A 17,496-nucleotide genomic window follows, 5' to 3' on the forward strand; every position below is an offset into this window, starting at 1 on the left:
GCGCAAGAATGCCCATGTGAAAACGAGTCAAAGAATATTGTCCGGCGCCAGCAGATTAAACGGATCGAGCTCCTTTTTCACAGCGCGCATCACTCCCAGCTGGATTGGACTCATCTGCATCCCTACCCATTTGCGTTTCAGCTTTCCGATCCCGTGCTCTGCGGCCACTGTTCCGCCGGCTGCCAATACAGACCGGAGAATTTCCTCGATGACTCTCTCGATAGCCTTCAGTTCGCCTGCATCGCGCGCAATGAAGTTCTGATGCGGATGCCCGTTTCCCGCGTGGCCATAGATCACAGCCTGTTCCAGGCCGGCATCCCGCGTGATCGCGCGCGCGCCGACGAGCGTCTCCCCCAGCCGCGAATACGGGACCGCCCAGTCGGTAGATACCTTCCGCCCACCGAACTCCCTGTACCGCGCTCCCCGTTCGTTCATCGTTGCGGGCACGTTGTGTCTCATCTTGCGAGCGTGCCTCAGCTCTGCCTCCCCCTCAAACACCCGCGCATCCTCGCCCGCACCGAACCGCTCGGCGATTTCGAGCCACCGGCCGAGTACTTCTTCAGTATCGGTGGCAACTTCCTCTTCGACATACACCATCGCCGACGCGTCCCCCGCCCATCCAGGTTGATCGTCCGCCATTCGCGCAATGGCAAAGGCAAGGTCATCCAGATACTCCAGGCATCGTGGGCAGACCGACGTCGACATCCGCGCGGCAACGACAAAATCGATCGCCGTCCGTTCGTCCATGAACGGAAACGCAATGCCGATGACTACCTCGGGCAGCGGCAGCAGCGACAGCTCAGCCTCGATCACTACGCCGAGTGTTCCTTCACTGCCAATGAACCAGTCCATGGCGTCCTGGGCGAACGCGTAGCCGACAGTATTCTTTTCGAGAACCGGGCGACGCAGCTCGACAATTTCGCCCGAGGCAAGTGCGACCTTCAGTGCCCGGATATGCGGCCGAGTGGCGCCGTATTTCAGCGAGCGGGCGCCTGATGCATTGCACGCTATGGCGCCGCCAATCGTTGATTCGTCCTCGCTGGTGGGATCGGGAGGGAAGAGAAGTCCCTCCGAAGCGGCCGCCCGCTTCAGGTCGCCTACTAGTACTCCGGCTTCAACTCGCATCGACCGCGTCGCTGCATCGATGTCGATGATCCGTGTCAGCCCTCGAGTCGAGAGCAACGTCCCTGCATCAGTGATCGATGCGCCCGTCGTACTGGTCTGACCCCCGGCTGTCGTGACCGACATTCTGTGTGCTGTCGCTCGCGCAAGAATTTCGGCGACTTCCTCTGTGGATTCCGGTCGAGCCACACCATCAGGTGTCATCGTCAGTCCCGACGCGTCTGAACTGTACGCTGCGCGCACTCCGGCGTCGGTGTTGACCTCGGTGCTCACCCGTTGTCGAAGCTTACGATGGCGGCGGACATAACGTCGGGGAGTGCGAGCAGCGATTGCCTGACGGGATCTCCGATATGTCCGTCGACAGACACCGCTGCCAGCGCCTGCCCCCCTTGAGCAAGCCGTGCCTGATGATACTCGGCGATGTTGACTCCCGCTTCGCCGAGCAGGGTGCCGACGCGGCCGATTACGCCGGGAACGTCGTTATTGGTGAGGATGAGAAGCGTTCCGCGGGGCTGGATATCGACATGGAATGCTCCGATTCGCGTGAGCCGGGGAGCGCTGTTGGCCGGCGCAACACCGACTACCGCTATCTCCTGCATGCCGCCGCTGAGGCGCACTTCGAGTGCGTGAGGATTATCGAGATTCGTCGTCTCGACGATCGACAGGTCGATTCCGCGCGCCGCCGCGAGCGATCGGGCATTGATGAGGTTGAGCCGCTCGCGTTCGATAACTGCGCCAAGTACTCCCATTGCCGCCGCGGAGAGAAGGGCGGTAGAGGCTCCGGTGAATGCAGACCCACATCGGACATCGACCCGCTGCAGCGCTTTCGTCCCCTGGCTCGAGAGGATGGCCTGCCCCACTGATGCTGCGCGTTGCGTGAGCAGAATCGCAGGCTGGATCGTTTTCCATTCTCCGCCATTAATCGCTGCGACGTTGATCGATCGTGAAAGCTCTCCGCTCAGCAATGCATCCCGCACTGCGATGCAGACATCGACCGCTACGTTTTTCTGCGCTTCTGCGGTCGACGCTCCGATGTGCGGGGTGAGGAAAAGGTTGGGGATCCGGCGGAGGGCATCGTTGTCGGATAGCGGCTCCTTCTGGAATGCGTCCAGCGCCGCGCCCGCCAGTAACCCGTTCGTGAGAGCAGCGACCAGCGCCTCCTCGTCGACGATTCCGCCGCGAGCCATGTTCACCACAATCGCGCGCTGTGAAAGTCTTGCCAGCTCACGCTTTCCGATCATTCCCTTTGTCTCGTCGGTGAGCGGAGTATGAACTGTCACGATATCCGCATCGTCGAGCAGTTGGTCGAGGGACTCGGCGCGCTTGACGCGAAGCGACTGAAACCGCGATTCGGGGATATAGGGATCGAAAGCAATGACATCCATACCGAATGCGGCCGCTCGTTTTGCCACTTCTCCGCCAATTCGACCCAAGCCGACGATGCCCAGCGTCCGGCAATTCATCTCGGAACCCAGGAGCTGCGACCGATCCCACCTGCCCGAGCGCATCGACGAATCTGCCTTGGGCAGATGCCTCAACATCCCCAATACGACTCCAAAGAACAGCTCGGCGACGGCAATAGTGTTCCCGGCCGGTGCATTGATCACGGCTACGCCCAGCTCGGTTGCGGTATCGAGATCGACGTTGTCGACGCCCACTCCTGCGCGACCGACGACCTTGAGCTTCTTTGCGCTGCGGAGCAGCTCGGTGGATATGCGCGTCGCGCTGCGACCGACGATCGCGTCGTAGTTGGGGATCCTCGCCAGCAGTTCATCGACCGGGAGAGTGGGCACTTCGTCGACGACCAGCGAGGGTTCGGCGGCGAGCAGTGCAACGCCCTCGGCGTCTATTTCATCGGTGACAAGAACTTTGAATGACACTATATGAATGAATGCGCTGGGAGGCGGGGTGGGGGGTGCAAGGCAAGGTAGCCGGTACAGACTGTTGGCTACAAGCAAATGGAGGGGCTTCTATTTTACCGTCCACGCTTTCCAGGCGGTTTCGTCATAACCTATTGTGAGCTGGTTGCCATTTCTTACCAGTGGGACCTTGAGCAGTGCCGGCTGGGCAACGAGTTTGTCGAGCCAGGTCTCGTCCGACATCCGCGCATGCCTGAGGCCCGAATCCTGATATGCCGCCGAGTTGGAATCGATTAGTGCGCCGACGCCGAACTTCTGGGCGAAGCGGCGGAGCTCGCCCAGAGATGCTGCTTTTTCATTCAGGTCGACGAAATGGGTTTTGATGCGTCGCTCAGCGAAAAAGCGACGCGCTTTCCGGGTATCCGCGCTTTTGCGGATGCCGAAGATCTGTACTTCCATTGATCAATGGGTGTGATGATCGTGGGTTTGATGCCGGCACACTCAAAAGAACGTCATTCCCGTGAAAGCAGTAACCCATGGTGCCAGCTGCACGCGAATAATGACTGACTCTTCTGAATTCTCGCCATCGTGGTGGCTTCGGGGAGCGCACGTTCAGACGATGTGGGGAAAGCTGTTCCGGCGGCAGGGATTGCACGCCACGCGGATAGAGCGATGGGACACGCCGGATGGGGATTTCCTCGAAGCCCATCACCTCGACGCCGCACCCGGCGCGCCTCGGCTCATTCTCCTGCATGGCCTCGAAGGCACCATCCGCTCGCACTATCTGCAGGGTCTTCTGGCTGAGGCGAAGCGTCGCGGGTGGGGCGGGAGCGTTCTCATCTTTCGGTCGTGCGGTGATGAAATCAATCGCACTCGCCGCTTCTATCATTCCGGCGAGACCGGCGATCTCGCGTTTGCTCTCGAACAGATTGCGGCGGAGTTTCCAGATTCACCCCTTTTCATCGCAGGCATCTCACTCGGCGGCAACGTTTTATTGAAGTTCCTCGGGGAGCGTGGCGCGAACGTTGATCCACGGATCAAGGGGGCGGCGGCGATCTCCGTGCCGTTCGATCTGGGCAAGTCGTCGCGACATATCGACTTGGGTTTTGCCCGTGTCTACCAGCGGTTCTTCATGAAATCCCTGCTGAGGAAAGCTGCCGCCAAGCTCGAGCGGTTCCCGGATCTGATCGACTCTGGGCGGCTGGCCGGGATTCGTACGATTTATGATTTCGATGACAACCTGACTGCGCCGGTTCACGGCTTCCGTGATGCGGACGATTACTACAACCAGTCGAGCTCACTGGGATGGCTGCATGGAATTAGGGTCAATACGCTACTATTAAGCTCGGTTGACGATCCTTTTCTCCCGCCGGAGGTTTTGCATGAAGTGCGCGGCATTGCCACCGGCAATCCCGCGCTCAAGCTGGAATTCACGTTGCAGGGCGGGCATGCGGGTTTCGTCAGCGGCGGAAACCCGTTCCGCCCGTTCTATTATGCGGAACGCAGGGTCGGTGATTTTCTTGCAGAACAGCTTTAGGCGTAGCGAGATGAGGTTGCAGCTTGCACGGCGAACGTTTCAAGGCCGACTTAAACGGAGAACAGCGTGAACAGGAAGTCGATCAGAACGATCTCGTTATTTGCTCTTATGGCGTCCGTCGCAGGGTGCACCACAACTCAGATGAATCCTGGCCCCGAACATTCGGCCGAGAGTCATGCTGCGGGGCCGTCCACTTCGGTTGCGATCGTTTCCAATGCATCGTTGCCGGCCGGCGCCGACGAAGCCATGGCCCGCCTCAGCAGCTCGCCGCGTCACGGGGAGTGGGTGATGATTTCCACTGGCCCGTCGGATAGCATCAAGGCGTGGGTCGTGTACCCGGAGCGGAAAACCAAGGCACCGGTGGTGATCGTGGTGCACGAAATCTTCGGTGTGAGCACGTGGATCCGCGCAGTGGCCGACCAGCTCGCCGCCGATGGGTTCATCGCCGTAGCGCCCGATTTCCTCACCATGAAGCAGCTTCCTGACGGTCCCGACAGCGTCCGGACTCAGGCAACCGTCGCCGCGATCCGCACCCTGAACTCCGTAGATGTGCAGCGCCAGATAACGGCTATCGCCAACTACGCGATGGCCCTCCCCGCGGCGCTGCCTCGCTACGGAGTTGTCGGATTCTGCTGGGGTGGCGCGGTGTCGTTCGAGCACGCGGTGCGCGCTCCTGCGCTTGGTGCATCAGTGGTGTACTACGGGACTTCACCCAAGGCAGAGACTCTGTCGATGGTCAAGGCTCCGGTGCTGGGGCTGTACGGTGGCAACGATGCCCGCGTGAACGCGACCATCCCCGCAGCCGATTCGACCATGCGCAGGCTGGGCAAGGTCTATTCGCCGGTCATCTATGATGGAGCGGGGCATGGTTTTCTGAGACAGCAGAGCGGGGCGAACGGCGCCAATCTCACAGCAACCCAAAAGGCGTGGCCCGCGACCATCGCGTGGTTTCGGCAGCATCTGGGTGCATAGAGGCTCCTACTTCCTCGACTAACGGAGTACGAATCCCGGATCGGTGGCCGGACGCCTTGCTGCATTTGCCGCGATCCACCCTGTCATGTACATCCACTGTGTCATGCGCGTGAGCTTTCGATAGTCGATGGTCTTCGGCTCGTCGCGCGGTGTGTGATAGTCGGAATGCAGATTGGTGGAAAAGAAAAGCGACGGCACACTACGCTCGGCGTATGGGACATGGTCACTGCGAAAGTACCATCCCTCCGGATGGGTCGGCCGGTCCCAGAGCGAATCGATGACGAACTTTCCGGTGACCTCGTTTGCTGCAATGGCCATCTGCACGAGCTCGCTCGAATTGCGGTGCGGTGGCTGCGATCCCAGCAACGCCGCGGTGTCAGGGTGATTGCGGCCGATCATGTCACCGTTGAGCACGGCAGCGATTTGCGACAGCGGTATCACCGGATGCGCTACATGGTAGCGCGAGCCGAGTAGCCCGCGCTCCTCCGCGCCGTGGAATATGAACAGCGCCGAACGCCTGCTCGGCTGCTTCACCCAGGCCCGCGCAATTGCGAGCAGGGCCACGCTCGTCGTGCCGTTGTCGTCTGCTCCATTCCAGATCGAGTCGCCAGCGACCGTGTAGCGTACGCCGTCGTGGTCCTGGTGTGAGCTGAATACGACGTACTCGTCGCGCAATCGTGAATCGGTGCCGCGTACGACGCCGATGATGTTCACCGACGGCGTCTCGAATCTCTCCCCCCGCACGCGAATGTCGGTGGCCTGGCCGTCAGCGCGCAGATAGGCAAGCGCGCCGCTGCGCGCGAGCAGCACGGGCACCGGCACCGGCGGCGCAGGCGCAGGCGGACCCGCCGCTGGAGTACCGGCGCCCGCGTTGCGAACGAAACGCGGCACACCGCCGACAACGTCATATGCACCACGCACCTGCGTCCTGACGATTCCTTCAAAGGCAAGGTCCGCGACGGAGTCTGCAACGATGATGATGGCCGCCGCGCCGCGCCGTGTGAGGCGGGCGCTCATCGGTGCAATCGCGGCGCGCGTGTAGTTCACGTCATAGGTGTTCGTGAATGACCGGATGTTGGCCCTCGTCGGCGCGACCAGTGTTGCCACCACGACCTTACCGCGAATGTCCACCGTGCTGTCGCTGCCTTCCCCAACGAAGATTGTCGTTCCTGCGACGTCGGCAACGGCATTCGACGTCGGCACGATCTCGGTCCAGAGCGCGAGTGAGCGACCGCCGATCTGCACCGAGCCAGCGGTGGTCGAAACCCGTGTGCGTCGCATGTTGAACCACGGAAACCAGCTTCCATCATCGCCGCGCGGAGCGAGGCCTATCCGCCGCATCTCTTCGGCGAGCCACATCGACGCTCGCATCTCGTCAAGCGTGCCGGCTTCACGTCCGCGCATGGCGTCGCCCGCGAGGGCGTACAGGTCGCGCTTCAAGTCTGCTTCGCGAATAGCGGACATGGCGGCGGGTGGGCGCGATACCGCCAATGTCGGTGGCTTCGTGGTTTGCGCACCAGCTTTACTGAATGCAACCAGGGCCAGGAGCAGATGGGCGCAGGGCGGCCGACTCGTCATTTGATTCTCACAGCGCAGAAATAGCCTGCGGGATCGGGGATTGGTTGACCATTCTGATCCACTATGATCCACTATGATCCCAATACCGGTTTGCGGATCTACCCATCGACCTGAGAAGCGATCACGGCCAATGTGGAGAATTGTGTAATAGACAATCGAGGCGTCATCGCAGAGTTCACAGTAACCGGATATCAATTGAGTATCCGATGCATTCTGTTGAACGACAACATTATCCGCCCTATGTTGCTGGACACTTCTGTCACCTATCTCCTCGGCTGCTCGACGGACTACACGTCGATGCCGGAAGTCGTAAGAATCGCATCGCGTTATTACAAAGAATATCCGCTTTGGCCTCCGCCGATAAGAAATCGGCAGCCAGCACCGCGTCAATGCCTGCAGCTACCTGGTCTGGAAAGTCCGAGCCGAACATGATGCGTTTGGCGAATCCGCCTTCGACCAGATCCCGAATGTATCGATTGTAGCCGGCACGCGGCACGAGGCGAGCCCAGGAAAGCGCCGCGACGTCGACGTACACGCTTGGATGCGCGTAGAGCAATGCCATCATGGATTCAACGCGCGGCCAGCCCGCGTGCATGACGAAGAGGCGCAGCCGCCTGTGTCGGAGCAGTACCTCCTCCAAGATCATCGGGTCGCCATAAGCCATTCGATATTCGGGCGACTTTAACGGGACGGGATTTGACTCGTATGCTGCCCCCGGGGGGCCCAGCCCCATGTGAATGCCGACTGGAATGTCGAATTCTTCAGCCATCTTCCAGTAGGGCTCGAGACGCGGATCGGCTGGAGACATGCCGAGATACTGAGGTGAGAGCTCTCCGAACGCCCGAATGCGACCCGCTTTGATCTCGGCGCGCAGCCACGCGGTGTCTGGAAGTTCGGATGGATTGTCGAAGCATGGCCGGCCGGTGATCGGAGCGCGACCGCGATCACAGGGAAAGACCAACCCAGGCAGGTAGCGCGCGCTGTCGGCTGACTGCCAAGTCCGCAGATCGGCGGCGAGGCTGGAAAGGAACCAATAGCGCACGTTGAGAGAATCCAACCGAGGGATTGCTGCAGGTGTCGTCTGCGTGCTGTGCACGTGCATGTCAATGACAGGCGGTCGGCGTGCGCTCGTCTGCGCGTACACTGGAGCCGTAAATAACGCCGACAGGGCGAACCAGCGGATGAGGCGAGTCACATGACCTTCCCAGTAGAGATGTTTGAAGCGACCCAACTACTGATTCTACCGCCAATTTATGCAGCGCGCGGATCGTACAGCGCCGAAGGCGCGATCGGCCGTGTGCTGGGCGGATAGTACGCGCGAGGAACTGAAGGCGATAATGGCTTCAGACACGGGCATGTACGTATTGCCCATAATGTACAATTTGGCTAGTATTTAGTCCATGATCCGCATGCCTGCTACCGAAGCCAGAAATAGATTTTCCGATATCGTCAGCGATGTCGCCTTTCGTGGCGAAAGGGTCATACTGCAGCGCCATGGAAAAGACATCGCGGCTGTCGTACCCATAGAAGATCTCGCGCTACTCGAAACGCTGGAGGACAAGATCGACCTCGATGCCGCCAGAAAGGCTCTGGCCGAGAAAGAGCCGGCAATCGCGTGGGTCAAGCTCAAGCGCGAACTCGGCATCAGCCGCTGAGTGGCGCAGACAGGGTTGATTCCCCCGGAAGTGTGATATCAACCGGCCCGCCCCTCGCCCGTATCGGGTTGAAATAGCGGCAACCGCTGCACGTGCGCTCCGAAAGCTCGAGCCTGCCGTTCGGTTGCAAGTTTCCCGCAAGATCGACGCTCTCGCGCAGGACCCTCGTCCGGCTGGCGTGAAAAAACTTGAGGGAGAAGCCGATATCTACCGCGTACGCGTCGGGAACTTCCGGATCATCTACCGGATCGAGAATCGAAAGCTGCTGATTCTTGTCTTGTTGGTCGGAGATCGGAAGGATGTCTACCGGCGGTGAACGTCATACTCGAATGGCAAACGCGACGACTTCCACACAAGATTCTTACTTAGCGTGTATGTACTCGACTCCAGATAGTGCTGCCCTTGCGAGGCGTCCCGAGCATGCAGCCGAGATGACACTCGCCAAGCGGTCAACCATGATGCCGCTCGGCCCGTCGGCGCAACGTCACATCAGGCGACACGCCACACCAGGCGCGCATGCCGCTCGATCTGGCGGCTGGATGTGCAGGATGCATCTTCACACATGACCATTGGACGCTCCGCGCGCCTCGCGCTTGTCTCCCTGCCGCCATTGTGCTCGTTCGCCCTCTCACTGAGCGCACAGAATCCCCGAGGCAGCACGTTTCAGATCGAGGAAGCCACGATCGCCGGCGTGCACACCGCCTTTCGCACCCGCGCACTCACCTGCCGCGCGCTCGTTCAGCGGTATCTCTACCGCATAGACTCCATCGACCAGCGCGGGCCGGCAATCAACGCGCTCGTCACACTTAATCCCAGTGCCCTTTCGATCGCCGATTCGCTCGACAGGCGCTATGCGAAACACGGTCTCGTCGGCCCACTCCACTGCGTGCCGATGATCGTGAAGGACAATTTCGAGACAAGCGATCTCCAGACGACGGCGGGATCACTGGCGCTCAAGGGCTGGATTCCCCGGCGCGACGCCACCATGGTCGCCCGCATCCGTGCCGCGGGCGCGATCGTCCTCGCCAAGTCGAACATGGCTGAATGGGCGTTCACGCCCTATGAGACCGTCAGCTCGATCCTTCCGGGCTACACGAAGAATCCGTATGCGCTCGATCGCGTGACGGCAGGATCGAGCGGAGGAACCGCGGCTGCCGTCGCATCGAACCAGGGACAGAGCGGCCTCGGAACGGATACAGGCAACTCGATTCGGGGCCCATCGGCCCACACCGCCCTCGTGGGAATCCGATCGACGATGGGTCTCACCTCGAGGGCTGGTGTGGTCCCACTCAACGATGGCGCGGACGTCGCAGGTCCGATGGCGCGTACCGTCGCGGATGCCGTCGCGATCTTCGATGTCGTTGCGGGGGAGGACGCGGATGATCCGGTCACCATGGCGAGCCGCGGCCGTCGCGAGGCAGACTATCGGAAGTACCTCGTGCCGGGAGCGCTCAGGAACGCGCGCATCGGCGTGCTCCGCCAGGCGTACGAGACGCCAACGACCGACAGCGAAGTGGTCGCCGTATTCACGGCGGCCATCAACGACCTGCGGAAGGCAGGCGCCACGATCGTGGACCCGGCCGGCATCGACTCCCTCCCGCGCATCCTGCGTGTCGCCGGGACGTGCAGTCGCTTCAAGTATGATCTCGAACGCTACTTCGCGGTGCGCGGGGAGAACGCACCGGTGAAGACCGTCGACGCAATAGTGAAGAGCCGCAATTTTCACCCGTCGGTACAACTCCAGTTGCAAAGAGCGCAGCTGGATACGTCGCCGCCGCCCAAGGCCAATCCGGGATGCGTGGCGCGCGAGGAGATGCGTGCACAGCTCCGGCGCGCCGTGATCGCGATGATGGATTCACTCCGCCTCGACGTGCTGGTTTATCCGACGTGGAGCAATCCTCCACGTCTCATCGGCGACCTCAACACTCCACACGGCGACAACAGCCAGCTCTTCTCGCCATCCACGGGTTTTCCGGCGATCACGGTCCCGATGGGCTACACACGCGAGCGACGGCTGCCCGCGGGCATAACTTTCTTCGGTCGGCCGTGGAGCGAGGGCCGTCTCATCTCACTGGCGTATGGCTACGAGCAGGCGACGCGCCATCGCAGGCCGCCGCTGCTGCAGACGCGCACGCCGGGTAGCTAGAACTACGTCCTCTGCGTGAGCTTAAGAATAGTATCCTCATAAACTCGACTGCCGGAGCGCGAACACTATGCAGACTCGGAACTCGATTCACCCCGTGACCTCACGCCTCTTCAAAGGCGCGATGTGCGCCTTGCTGCTCCTGCTGGCCGGTGACCTCGCTGGGCAGACGCCTTCGCTGGACAGCGCGCGAATCGCCATGCGCGGCGGCGTGACGGCGCTCGTCGGCGGCACTCTCATCGACGGATACGGCGGGCCGCCTATTCGTAACAGCGTAATCCTGGTCACGGGAGAGCGCATCACCCGTGTCGGCACTGTAGGGTCGGTCCCGATTCCGGCCGACGCGAAGATCATCTCTACCGAGGGCATGAGTGTGCTTCCCGGACTGTGGGACATGCACGTGCATCTCATGCTCAACGGCCACAGCGATTACGCGCACTGGGACCGGACCTACCTGCCGATGCTCGAGCGCGTCATCATGCCGGCCTCCGCCCGCCAGCTTTTGCTTGCGGGCGTCACGAGCGCGCGCGACCTCGGCGCCCCGCTGGCTCCGAGCATCGCGGTGCGCGATGCGATCAACACCGGCCGTATCCCCGGACCGACGATGTACGTCTCCGGCCCCTTTCTGCAGCACCGCCCATATCCGGGGACGGAGGCCTTTCGCTGGGGAGTGAACGGAGTCGCGGACGCGAGAGAGAAAGTGCGCGCGCTGGCACGCGCCGGGGTCAACTGCGTGAAGCTCATCGATCAGGACGAGATGACCATGGAAGAGGTGCGCGCCATTGTCGACGAGGCGCACCGTCTCGGCCTGATGGTGGTCGCGCACTCGCACCGACCGGAAGAAATTCGGCGCGGTCTGCTCGCCGGCGTGGACAACTTCGAGCACACCGGCCTGGCTACGTCACCCGAGTTTCCTCCCGACGTGATCGCGCTCCTCCAGGCGCGCACCGCGCGCGGCAACACGCGGCCGTTGTTCTGGACGCCCACGATCGAGGGCTTGTTCAACTATGAGTCGCTGCGCGACGACCCCGAGGCGCTGGACGATCCCTCGTGGCATCTGGGTCTCCCGGATTCCGTTATCGCCGACATCCGCTCGTCGATCGTACACCCCGATCGACTTCCCTATTTCCAGATAACGCCGAGCCGCCGGCCGACGCTCGGCAGGAAATTCCAGCAACTCAGGGAGTCGGGCGTGGTGCTACTGGTGGGAACCGATGCCGGCATCCCAATGAAGTTTCACAGCCAGGCGACCTGGCGGGAACTGGAAGTCTGGGTCAACCGGCTGGGCGTGGATCCGATGACAGCGATTCGCGCTGCCACCTATTGGCCCGCCGTCGCCATGAAGGTAGACCGCGACGTGGGAACGGTGAGCGAGGGAAAGTTCGCGGACATCATCGCCGTGCGCGGGAACGTGCTCCGCTACATCAACCTGCTTCAGGATGTGGATCTCGTGGTCAAACGCGGAGTTCGGTACAAATAGAGTTTCCGGCTGTTCGCTCCCCACGGCTGCCCTACGACCGGACCGCCAAAGCGGTTACGTACCGCTCCGACAAATCGGACGGCCCCGCCGCGCGCACCGAGACCGCCGACCGATTGCAATTCCTTGCCGCACCGACTCGCCCGGCACGCGGTGGCGATACGGCAGCCGCGTGTGCACCTTCAGGCATGACTCTCACACTCCGCTCCCTTTCGGCCAGTCTTGCCTTCGCCTGTTGCCTCTCCGCGCCGGCGATGGCGCAGTCGGCATCTCCGATCTTCACCCCCGGTGCGCTGACCGCAGACCAGCGCGTCGCGCACGACGTGTACAAGGAGTTGATCGAGATCAACTCCAGCGTCACGACGGGGAACATCACCACGGCTGCCGTCGCGATGGCGAAGCGCTTCCGAGATGCAGGGATACCGGACGCGGACATCTTCGTGGGCGGTCCGAGGCCGGAGAAGCACAACGTCGTCGCCCGCATTCGTGGAAACGGCGCCGGCGGCCGCAAGCCTCTCCTGCTCCTGGCGCACCTGGACGTCGTCGAGGCGCTCAAGGCCGACTGGTCGCCCGACCTGGACCCGTTTGTCTTCATCGAGCGGGATGGGTACTACTACGGGCGGGGCACAGCGGACGACAAGGCGATGGCGTCCATCTTCGTCGCGAATGTATTTCGCATGAAGAAGGAGGGCTGGGTTCCCGACCGCGACATCATCATCGCGCTCACGGCGGATGAGGAAAGCGGTCCCGCCAACGGGGTGAACTGGCTGCTCACCAACCACCGGGACAAGGTGGACGCCGGGCTCGTGATCAACGAAGGTGGCGGCGGCACCCTGCGCGGCGGAAAGCCGCTGTTCAACTCGGTGCAGGCGACCGAAAAGATCACGACGAACTTCACGCTCCGCGCCACGAACAAGGGCGGCCACTCGTCGGTGCCGCGCGCCGACAACGCCATCACGGCGCTCTCCGACGCGCTGTCGAAGGTGGGTCGGCACACCTTTCCCGTGCAGCTCAGCGAGGTGACGCGCGCCTACTTCTCCCGCACCGCGGAGCTGGAGACGCCGGAAATGCGACGCGCCATGAAGGTGCTCCTCGCCAATCCCCGCAGCCCGGCCGCCGCGGGCGTTGCGCGGGATGCGCGCTACAGCGCGATGCTGCGCACCACCTGCGTTGCGACGATGCTCAGCGGCGGGCACGCCACGAATGCGCTGCCCCAGCTTGCCGAGGCCAACATCAACTGCCGACTGTATCCCACCGACAACGCCGAGCGTGTGCGAGGAGAGCTGGCGAAGGTGATCGGCGACACCACCGTGCATGTCATCATCCGCTCGCAGCGTCCGCCATCGCCACCCTCGGCGCTGCTGCCAGAGGTGATGGGACCAGTCGCACAGATCACACGCGAGTTGTTCGGCGACATCCCCGTCATCCCGGCAATGTCCACCGGGGCCACTGATTCACGCTTCTTTCGTGCGCTCGGCATTCCCGCGTTCGGCGTGTCCGGGCTGTTCAGCGATCCGTCCGTGGACGCGCGGGCCCATGGCCGCGATGAGCGCATGCGCGTGCAGTCGTTCTACGAGGGGCAGGAGTTCCTGTACCGTCTCACGAAGGCACTCGCCTCCGCGCCGCGCGCCGTGCCCTGACCGTCGCTACGGGCGGCGCCGCTTGTCCACCACGACTACGCCGCCCTTCATCACCCACCGCACCCGGTTAATCACGACGCCGATGTCGGCGAGTGGATCGCCCTCCACCGCCACGATGTCGGCAAGATAGCCAGGCGCCACAGCGCCAAGCTCCTTCTCCTTGCCCAGCAGCTCGGCGCCGACCGTGGTCGCTGTGGCGAGCGCCTGTGCGGGCGTCATGCCGATCTTCACATACCAGCCGAGTTCGCGCGTGTTCTGGCCGAACATCGTGAACACGGCGTCGGATCCCATGGCGAAGCGCACGCCGGCACGGAACGCGCGCCGGGCCGTTTCGGTGTTCCGCTCCCGATACGCGTCCATCGCGGCGGCCTGCGCGTCGCTGTATCCGAACTCGGCGCGATATTCCGAGTAGTACCGATTGTGGTCGATCGTCGGCACATACACGGTGCGACGTCGCGCCATCTCGGCAAGGGTCGCGTCATCCAGATCGGTGGCATGCTCCACGGACTCCGCCCCCACGGCGATCGCATCGCGCCCACCTTCGGCGCCATACGAATGAATGGCGATGCGCCGGCCGAGGGCATGCGCGGCGTCGGTGGCGGCGCGCATCTCGGCGAGCGAGAAGGTCTGGGTGCCCGTCACGTCGGCCGCGCTGCCGGTAGAGCCGTACATTTTGATCACGTCGGCGCCTCCGTCCACCTGCGCCTTGATCGCGGCGGGAATGTCCGATGGGTCCGCGATGCGTGCCCGCGCGATGATCGACAGGGGGTTGGGATTGGCCGCCGTGGGCCGAAGCCGTCCCAGGCCGTGTCCGGAGACGAACATGCGCGGCCCCGGGAATGCCCCGCGCGCGATCAGATCGCGCATGGCGACGTCGGTGAAGTCGCGCGAGCCAAGGTCGCGCACCGTGGTGACTCCGGTCTCGAGCGTGCGCAGCGCGTTTTCCTGCGCGAGAAAGACCGAAACGGCCGAGTTGCGAGCGCCATGCTGTTGCCATGGATTGGTGCCCGGTTGGCGATCCCAGTAGTACGTCATGTGGGTATGCGCGTCGATCAGCCCGGGGATGGCGGTGTAGCGACGCAGGTCTGTCACCTTGGCGCCGCGCGGAATGGCCCGCGAGCCGGTGCCCACCGACACGATGCGTTCGCCCTCCACGACGACGACCGCGTCGCGCATCGTGCGCCCGGTACCGTCCACGAGTGATCCGAAGCGAAGCGCGACCATCCGGTGCGTGGGTGTCTGTGCCGTGGCGGACATCGCGAACGCCATCAGCGCGGCGCCGAGGAGAGTGCGCATCATCGTCTTCCGTCGAGGGAGTATGCCACCAGCTCTGCGTCTTCACCCCCACCGCTGGCGATGACGACGAACTGTCGTCCGTCCGACGAGCGATAGGTGATGGGATTGGCGTAGCCTCGTCCGGCACGAAGCGTCCGCTGCCACAGCACGCGTCCGTCGCGCGTGTCGAGTGCATAGAGCACGTTGCCGCCGCCGGTCGCGAAGATCACTCCGCCGCGAGTGACGGTGCCGCCAACGGCGCCAGCGACGCCGAGCGGTGGGAGTGAGACACCTTTCAGCAACGGATGATCTCGGATCGCCGGCGTGTCGCCGAGGGTGACCTGCCATCGCCGTTTGCCCGAGTCGAGGTCGATCGCCGTCATCGTCCCGTACGGTGGCTTGATGAGCGGCAGCGTGGTCGGCGGCACGTGATCGTTGCCGGCGGCGGAGTCGGGATCGGCGGTCACGCCGAGCGCGCTGCCGTTCAGGTCCACCGTGTACTCGTAGCCGATCGTGTCGTTGGGGACGCCTTTCCGGATGCGATAGAGCACGGGGCTGTCGGTCGCTTTCACATAGAGCGTGCGGGTGTCGGGATCGAAGGCGGTGCTGCCCCATCCCGCCCCGCCGATCGAGCCCGGCATGACAATCGTGCCCTGCAGCGAGGGCGGCGTGAAGATGGGCCCGCTGCGGTACTTCGTGAAGATCTCCATCGCCCGGCGCCGCAGCTCCGGCGTGAAGTCGATGAGATCGGTCTCGGTCACCTGCTGCCTCGAGAATGCAGCAGGCAGGGTCGGGACGGGCTGGGTGAGTGATGCGCGCTCGCCGGGCACATCGCTGGCCGGAACGGGACGCTCGGGAATCGGCCACACCGGCGCACCGGTGGCGCGGTCGAAAACGTACAGCCACGCCGTCTTCGACGGGACGACCACCACGTCGCGCGAGCGTCCCTTCCAGCGCATGGTCGCCATCACGGGTGGGGCGGGCAGATCGTAGTCCCAGAGGCCATGATGCACGATCTGCTGGTGCCACACTCGGCGCCCCGTGCGTGCATCGAGCGCCACCACCGACTCGGCGAACAGGTTGTCGCCCTTGCGATCGCCCCCGTACCAGTCGTTGCTCGGAGTGCTTACGGGAAGAAAGACGAGGCCACGCCGCTGGTCCACGCTCATCGGCGCCCACACGTTGGTGTGGCCCATGTAGCGGTACGACCCGTCCTCCCAGGTACGCCAGCCGTACTCGCCCGAGTCGGGGATCGTCTTAAAGATCCACACGCGGCGGCCGGTGCGCACGTCGAAGGCTTGTACGTCGCCCGGCGGATCGTTTCGATAGCGCAGCCGGTCTCCTACCCCGTTGCCGACGATGACGAAGTTGCCATGAACCACCGGCGGCGACGTGTTGGTGTAGTGCAGCGTATCCACGGCGCGGCGGAGCTGGCGCACGAGGTTCACGGTTCCCGCGTTGCCGAAGCTCGGGATCGGCTTCCCCGTCCGCGCGTCGAGCGCGATCAGCTTCCACCGCGCGTTGATGAACACCCGCCGCTCGCGCCCCGCGCTCCACGTCGCCACTCCGCGATGGACGAAGCCGGTTCCGTTGGACGGCTGGCCGCCGCGCCACACCTCGGGGTCATACGTCCAGAAGGGCACACCGGTGCGCGCATCGAGAGCAGCCACCGCGGCATACGGGGTGGAGACGTACATCGTGTCACCGATCACGACCGGCGACGCCTGGAACTGTCCCGGCCGCGCGGGCATCTGCCCCGGACCAGCCGGCACGGCGTGCTCACCCGTACGCCACGTCCACGCGACTTCGAGCCTGCTTACGTTGGCCCGGTTCACGTCGGCGAGCGGCGACCAACGCATCGCTCCCGCATCGCCGCTGGGCGTGGGCCAGTCCACCCCCTGCGCATGGATCGGGACGACGCCCGCGACCAGCGCGACCCCGGCGAGCCATCTCACGGGAAGACTCGTGCTGGCCCGGGGCTCATCGGCGGCTGCCGGTGCACCACGCCACCCTTCATCACGAAGGCGACGCGCATGAATGCCTCGGCGTCAATGCGCGGGTCGCCGTCGAACGCAACGAGATCCGCGCGGTATCCCGGCGCGATGCGGCCGATCTCGCGGCCCAATCCCATCGATTCGGCCGAGAGCGAGGTGGCGGAGGTGATCGCGTCCACCGCGCTCTCGCCGTTGTCGCGGACGCGGCAGATTTTGAACAAGTTAAATCCGTCGCGAAACAGAC

At 63.3% G+C, this 17,496-nt stretch carries 15 protein-coding genes; 7 read left to right on the plus strand and 8 right to left on the minus strand.

The window, feature by feature from the left end; all coding sequences use genetic code 11:
* Positions 1–27: 27 nt before the first annotated feature.
* The 3 genes from WKF55_11500 to WKF55_11510 all read right to left on the minus strand — a co-directional run bounded on the left by WKF55_11500 (position 28) and on the right by WKF55_11510 (position 3,440).
* Positions 28–1,395 (minus strand): FAD-binding oxidoreductase, encoded by a 1,368-nt coding sequence (locus WKF55_11500; protein ID MEJ7760199.1) that lies wholly within the window; start codon positions 1,393–1,395, stop codon positions 28–30.
* Positions 1,392–3,002, minus strand: coding sequence for a phosphoglycerate dehydrogenase (gene serA, locus WKF55_11505; GenBank protein MEJ7760200.1), 1,611 nt, complete (start codon positions 3,000–3,002; stop codon positions 1,392–1,394). Before serA ends, WKF55_11500 begins: the two co-directional genes overlap by 4 nt.
* A 90-nt stretch (positions 3,003–3,092) precedes the next feature.
* On the minus strand, positions 3,093–3,440 hold the full coding sequence (locus tag WKF55_11510) for an ArsC/Spx/MgsR family protein (protein MEJ7760201.1): 348 nt from the start codon (positions 3,438–3,440) through the stop codon (positions 3,093–3,095).
* A gap of 100 nt (positions 3,441–3,540) precedes the next feature.
* On the opposite strand from WKF55_11510, the gene WKF55_11515 reads away from it, so the two are divergent.
* Positions 3,541–4,518 (plus strand): hydrolase, encoded by a 978-nt coding sequence (locus WKF55_11515; protein ID MEJ7760202.1) that lies wholly within the window; start codon positions 3,541–3,543, stop codon positions 4,516–4,518.
* A gap of 66 nt (positions 4,519–4,584) precedes the next feature.
* Positions 4,585–5,490 (plus strand): dienelactone hydrolase family protein, encoded by a 906-nt coding sequence (locus tag WKF55_11520; GenBank protein MEJ7760203.1) that lies wholly within the window; start codon positions 4,585–4,587, stop codon positions 5,488–5,490.
* Positions 5,491–5,508: 18 nt separating this feature from the next.
* Here the strand turns inward: WKF55_11520 and WKF55_11525 are convergent, their stop codons facing one another.
* Positions 5,509–7,068: a M28 family peptidase gene (locus tag WKF55_11525; protein ID MEJ7760204.1), complete on the minus strand. Its 1,560-nt coding sequence runs from the start codon at positions 7,066–7,068 to the stop codon at positions 5,509–5,511.
* Positions 7,069–7,327: 259 nt separating this feature from the next.
* Complete coding sequence (locus WKF55_11530) at positions 7,328–8,299, minus strand: amidohydrolase family protein (GenBank protein MEJ7760205.1); 972 nt, start codon at positions 8,297–8,299, stop codon at positions 7,328–7,330.
* Positions 8,300–8,468: 169 nt separating this feature from the next.
* Here WKF55_11530 and WKF55_11535 point away from each other — a divergent pair, with 169 nt between their 5' ends.
* From WKF55_11535 to WKF55_11555, 5 genes are all read left to right on the plus strand, one after another.
* Positions 8,469–8,723, plus strand: coding sequence for a type II toxin-antitoxin system Phd/YefM family antitoxin (locus WKF55_11535; protein MEJ7760206.1), 255 nt, complete (start codon positions 8,469–8,471; stop codon positions 8,721–8,723).
* A 73-nt stretch (positions 8,724–8,796) separates the two neighbouring features.
* Positions 8,797–9,039 (plus strand): type II toxin-antitoxin system RelE/ParE family toxin, encoded by a 243-nt coding sequence (locus WKF55_11540; protein ID MEJ7760207.1) that lies wholly within the window; start codon positions 8,797–8,799, stop codon positions 9,037–9,039.
* A 246-nt stretch (positions 9,040–9,285) separates the two neighbouring features.
* On the plus strand, positions 9,286–10,869 hold the full coding sequence (locus tag WKF55_11545; GenBank protein ID MEJ7760208.1) for an amidase family protein: 1,584 nt from the start codon (positions 9,286–9,288) through the stop codon (positions 10,867–10,869).
* Between the two features lie 94 nt (positions 10,870–10,963).
* Positions 10,964–12,346: an amidohydrolase family protein gene (locus tag WKF55_11550; GenBank protein MEJ7760209.1), complete on the plus strand. Its 1,383-nt coding sequence runs from the start codon at positions 10,964–10,966 to the stop codon at positions 12,344–12,346.
* Between the two features lie 185 nt (positions 12,347–12,531).
* On the plus strand, positions 12,532–13,983 hold the full coding sequence (locus WKF55_11555) for a M20/M25/M40 family metallo-hydrolase (protein MEJ7760210.1): 1,452 nt from the start codon (positions 12,532–12,534) through the stop codon (positions 13,981–13,983).
* A 6-nt stretch (positions 13,984–13,989) separates the two neighbouring features.
* Here WKF55_11555 and WKF55_11560 read toward each other — a convergent pair whose 3' ends face one another.
* From WKF55_11560 to WKF55_11570, 3 genes are all read right to left on the minus strand, one after another.
* Positions 13,990–15,282, minus strand: a complete 1,293-nt coding sequence (locus WKF55_11560) for an amidohydrolase family protein (GenBank protein MEJ7760211.1) — start codon at positions 15,280–15,282, stop codon at positions 13,990–13,992.
* Complete coding sequence (locus tag WKF55_11565) at positions 15,279–17,213, minus strand: pyrroloquinoline quinone-dependent dehydrogenase (protein MEJ7760212.1); 1,935 nt, start codon at positions 17,211–17,213, stop codon at positions 15,279–15,281. The genes WKF55_11560 and WKF55_11565 overlap by 4 nt, the downstream gene beginning before the upstream one ends.
* Positions 17,210–17,496 (minus strand): amidohydrolase family protein (locus tag WKF55_11570; GenBank protein ID MEJ7760213.1); only part of this gene is annotated, 287 nt, incomplete at its 5' end. The genes WKF55_11570 and WKF55_11565, both read right to left, overlap by 4 nt.

It is taken from the genome of Gemmatimonadaceae bacterium (assembly GCA_037721215.1).
In the GTDB taxonomy this organism is placed as follows: Bacteria; Gemmatimonadota; Gemmatimonadetes; order Gemmatimonadales; family Gemmatimonadaceae; genus UBA4720.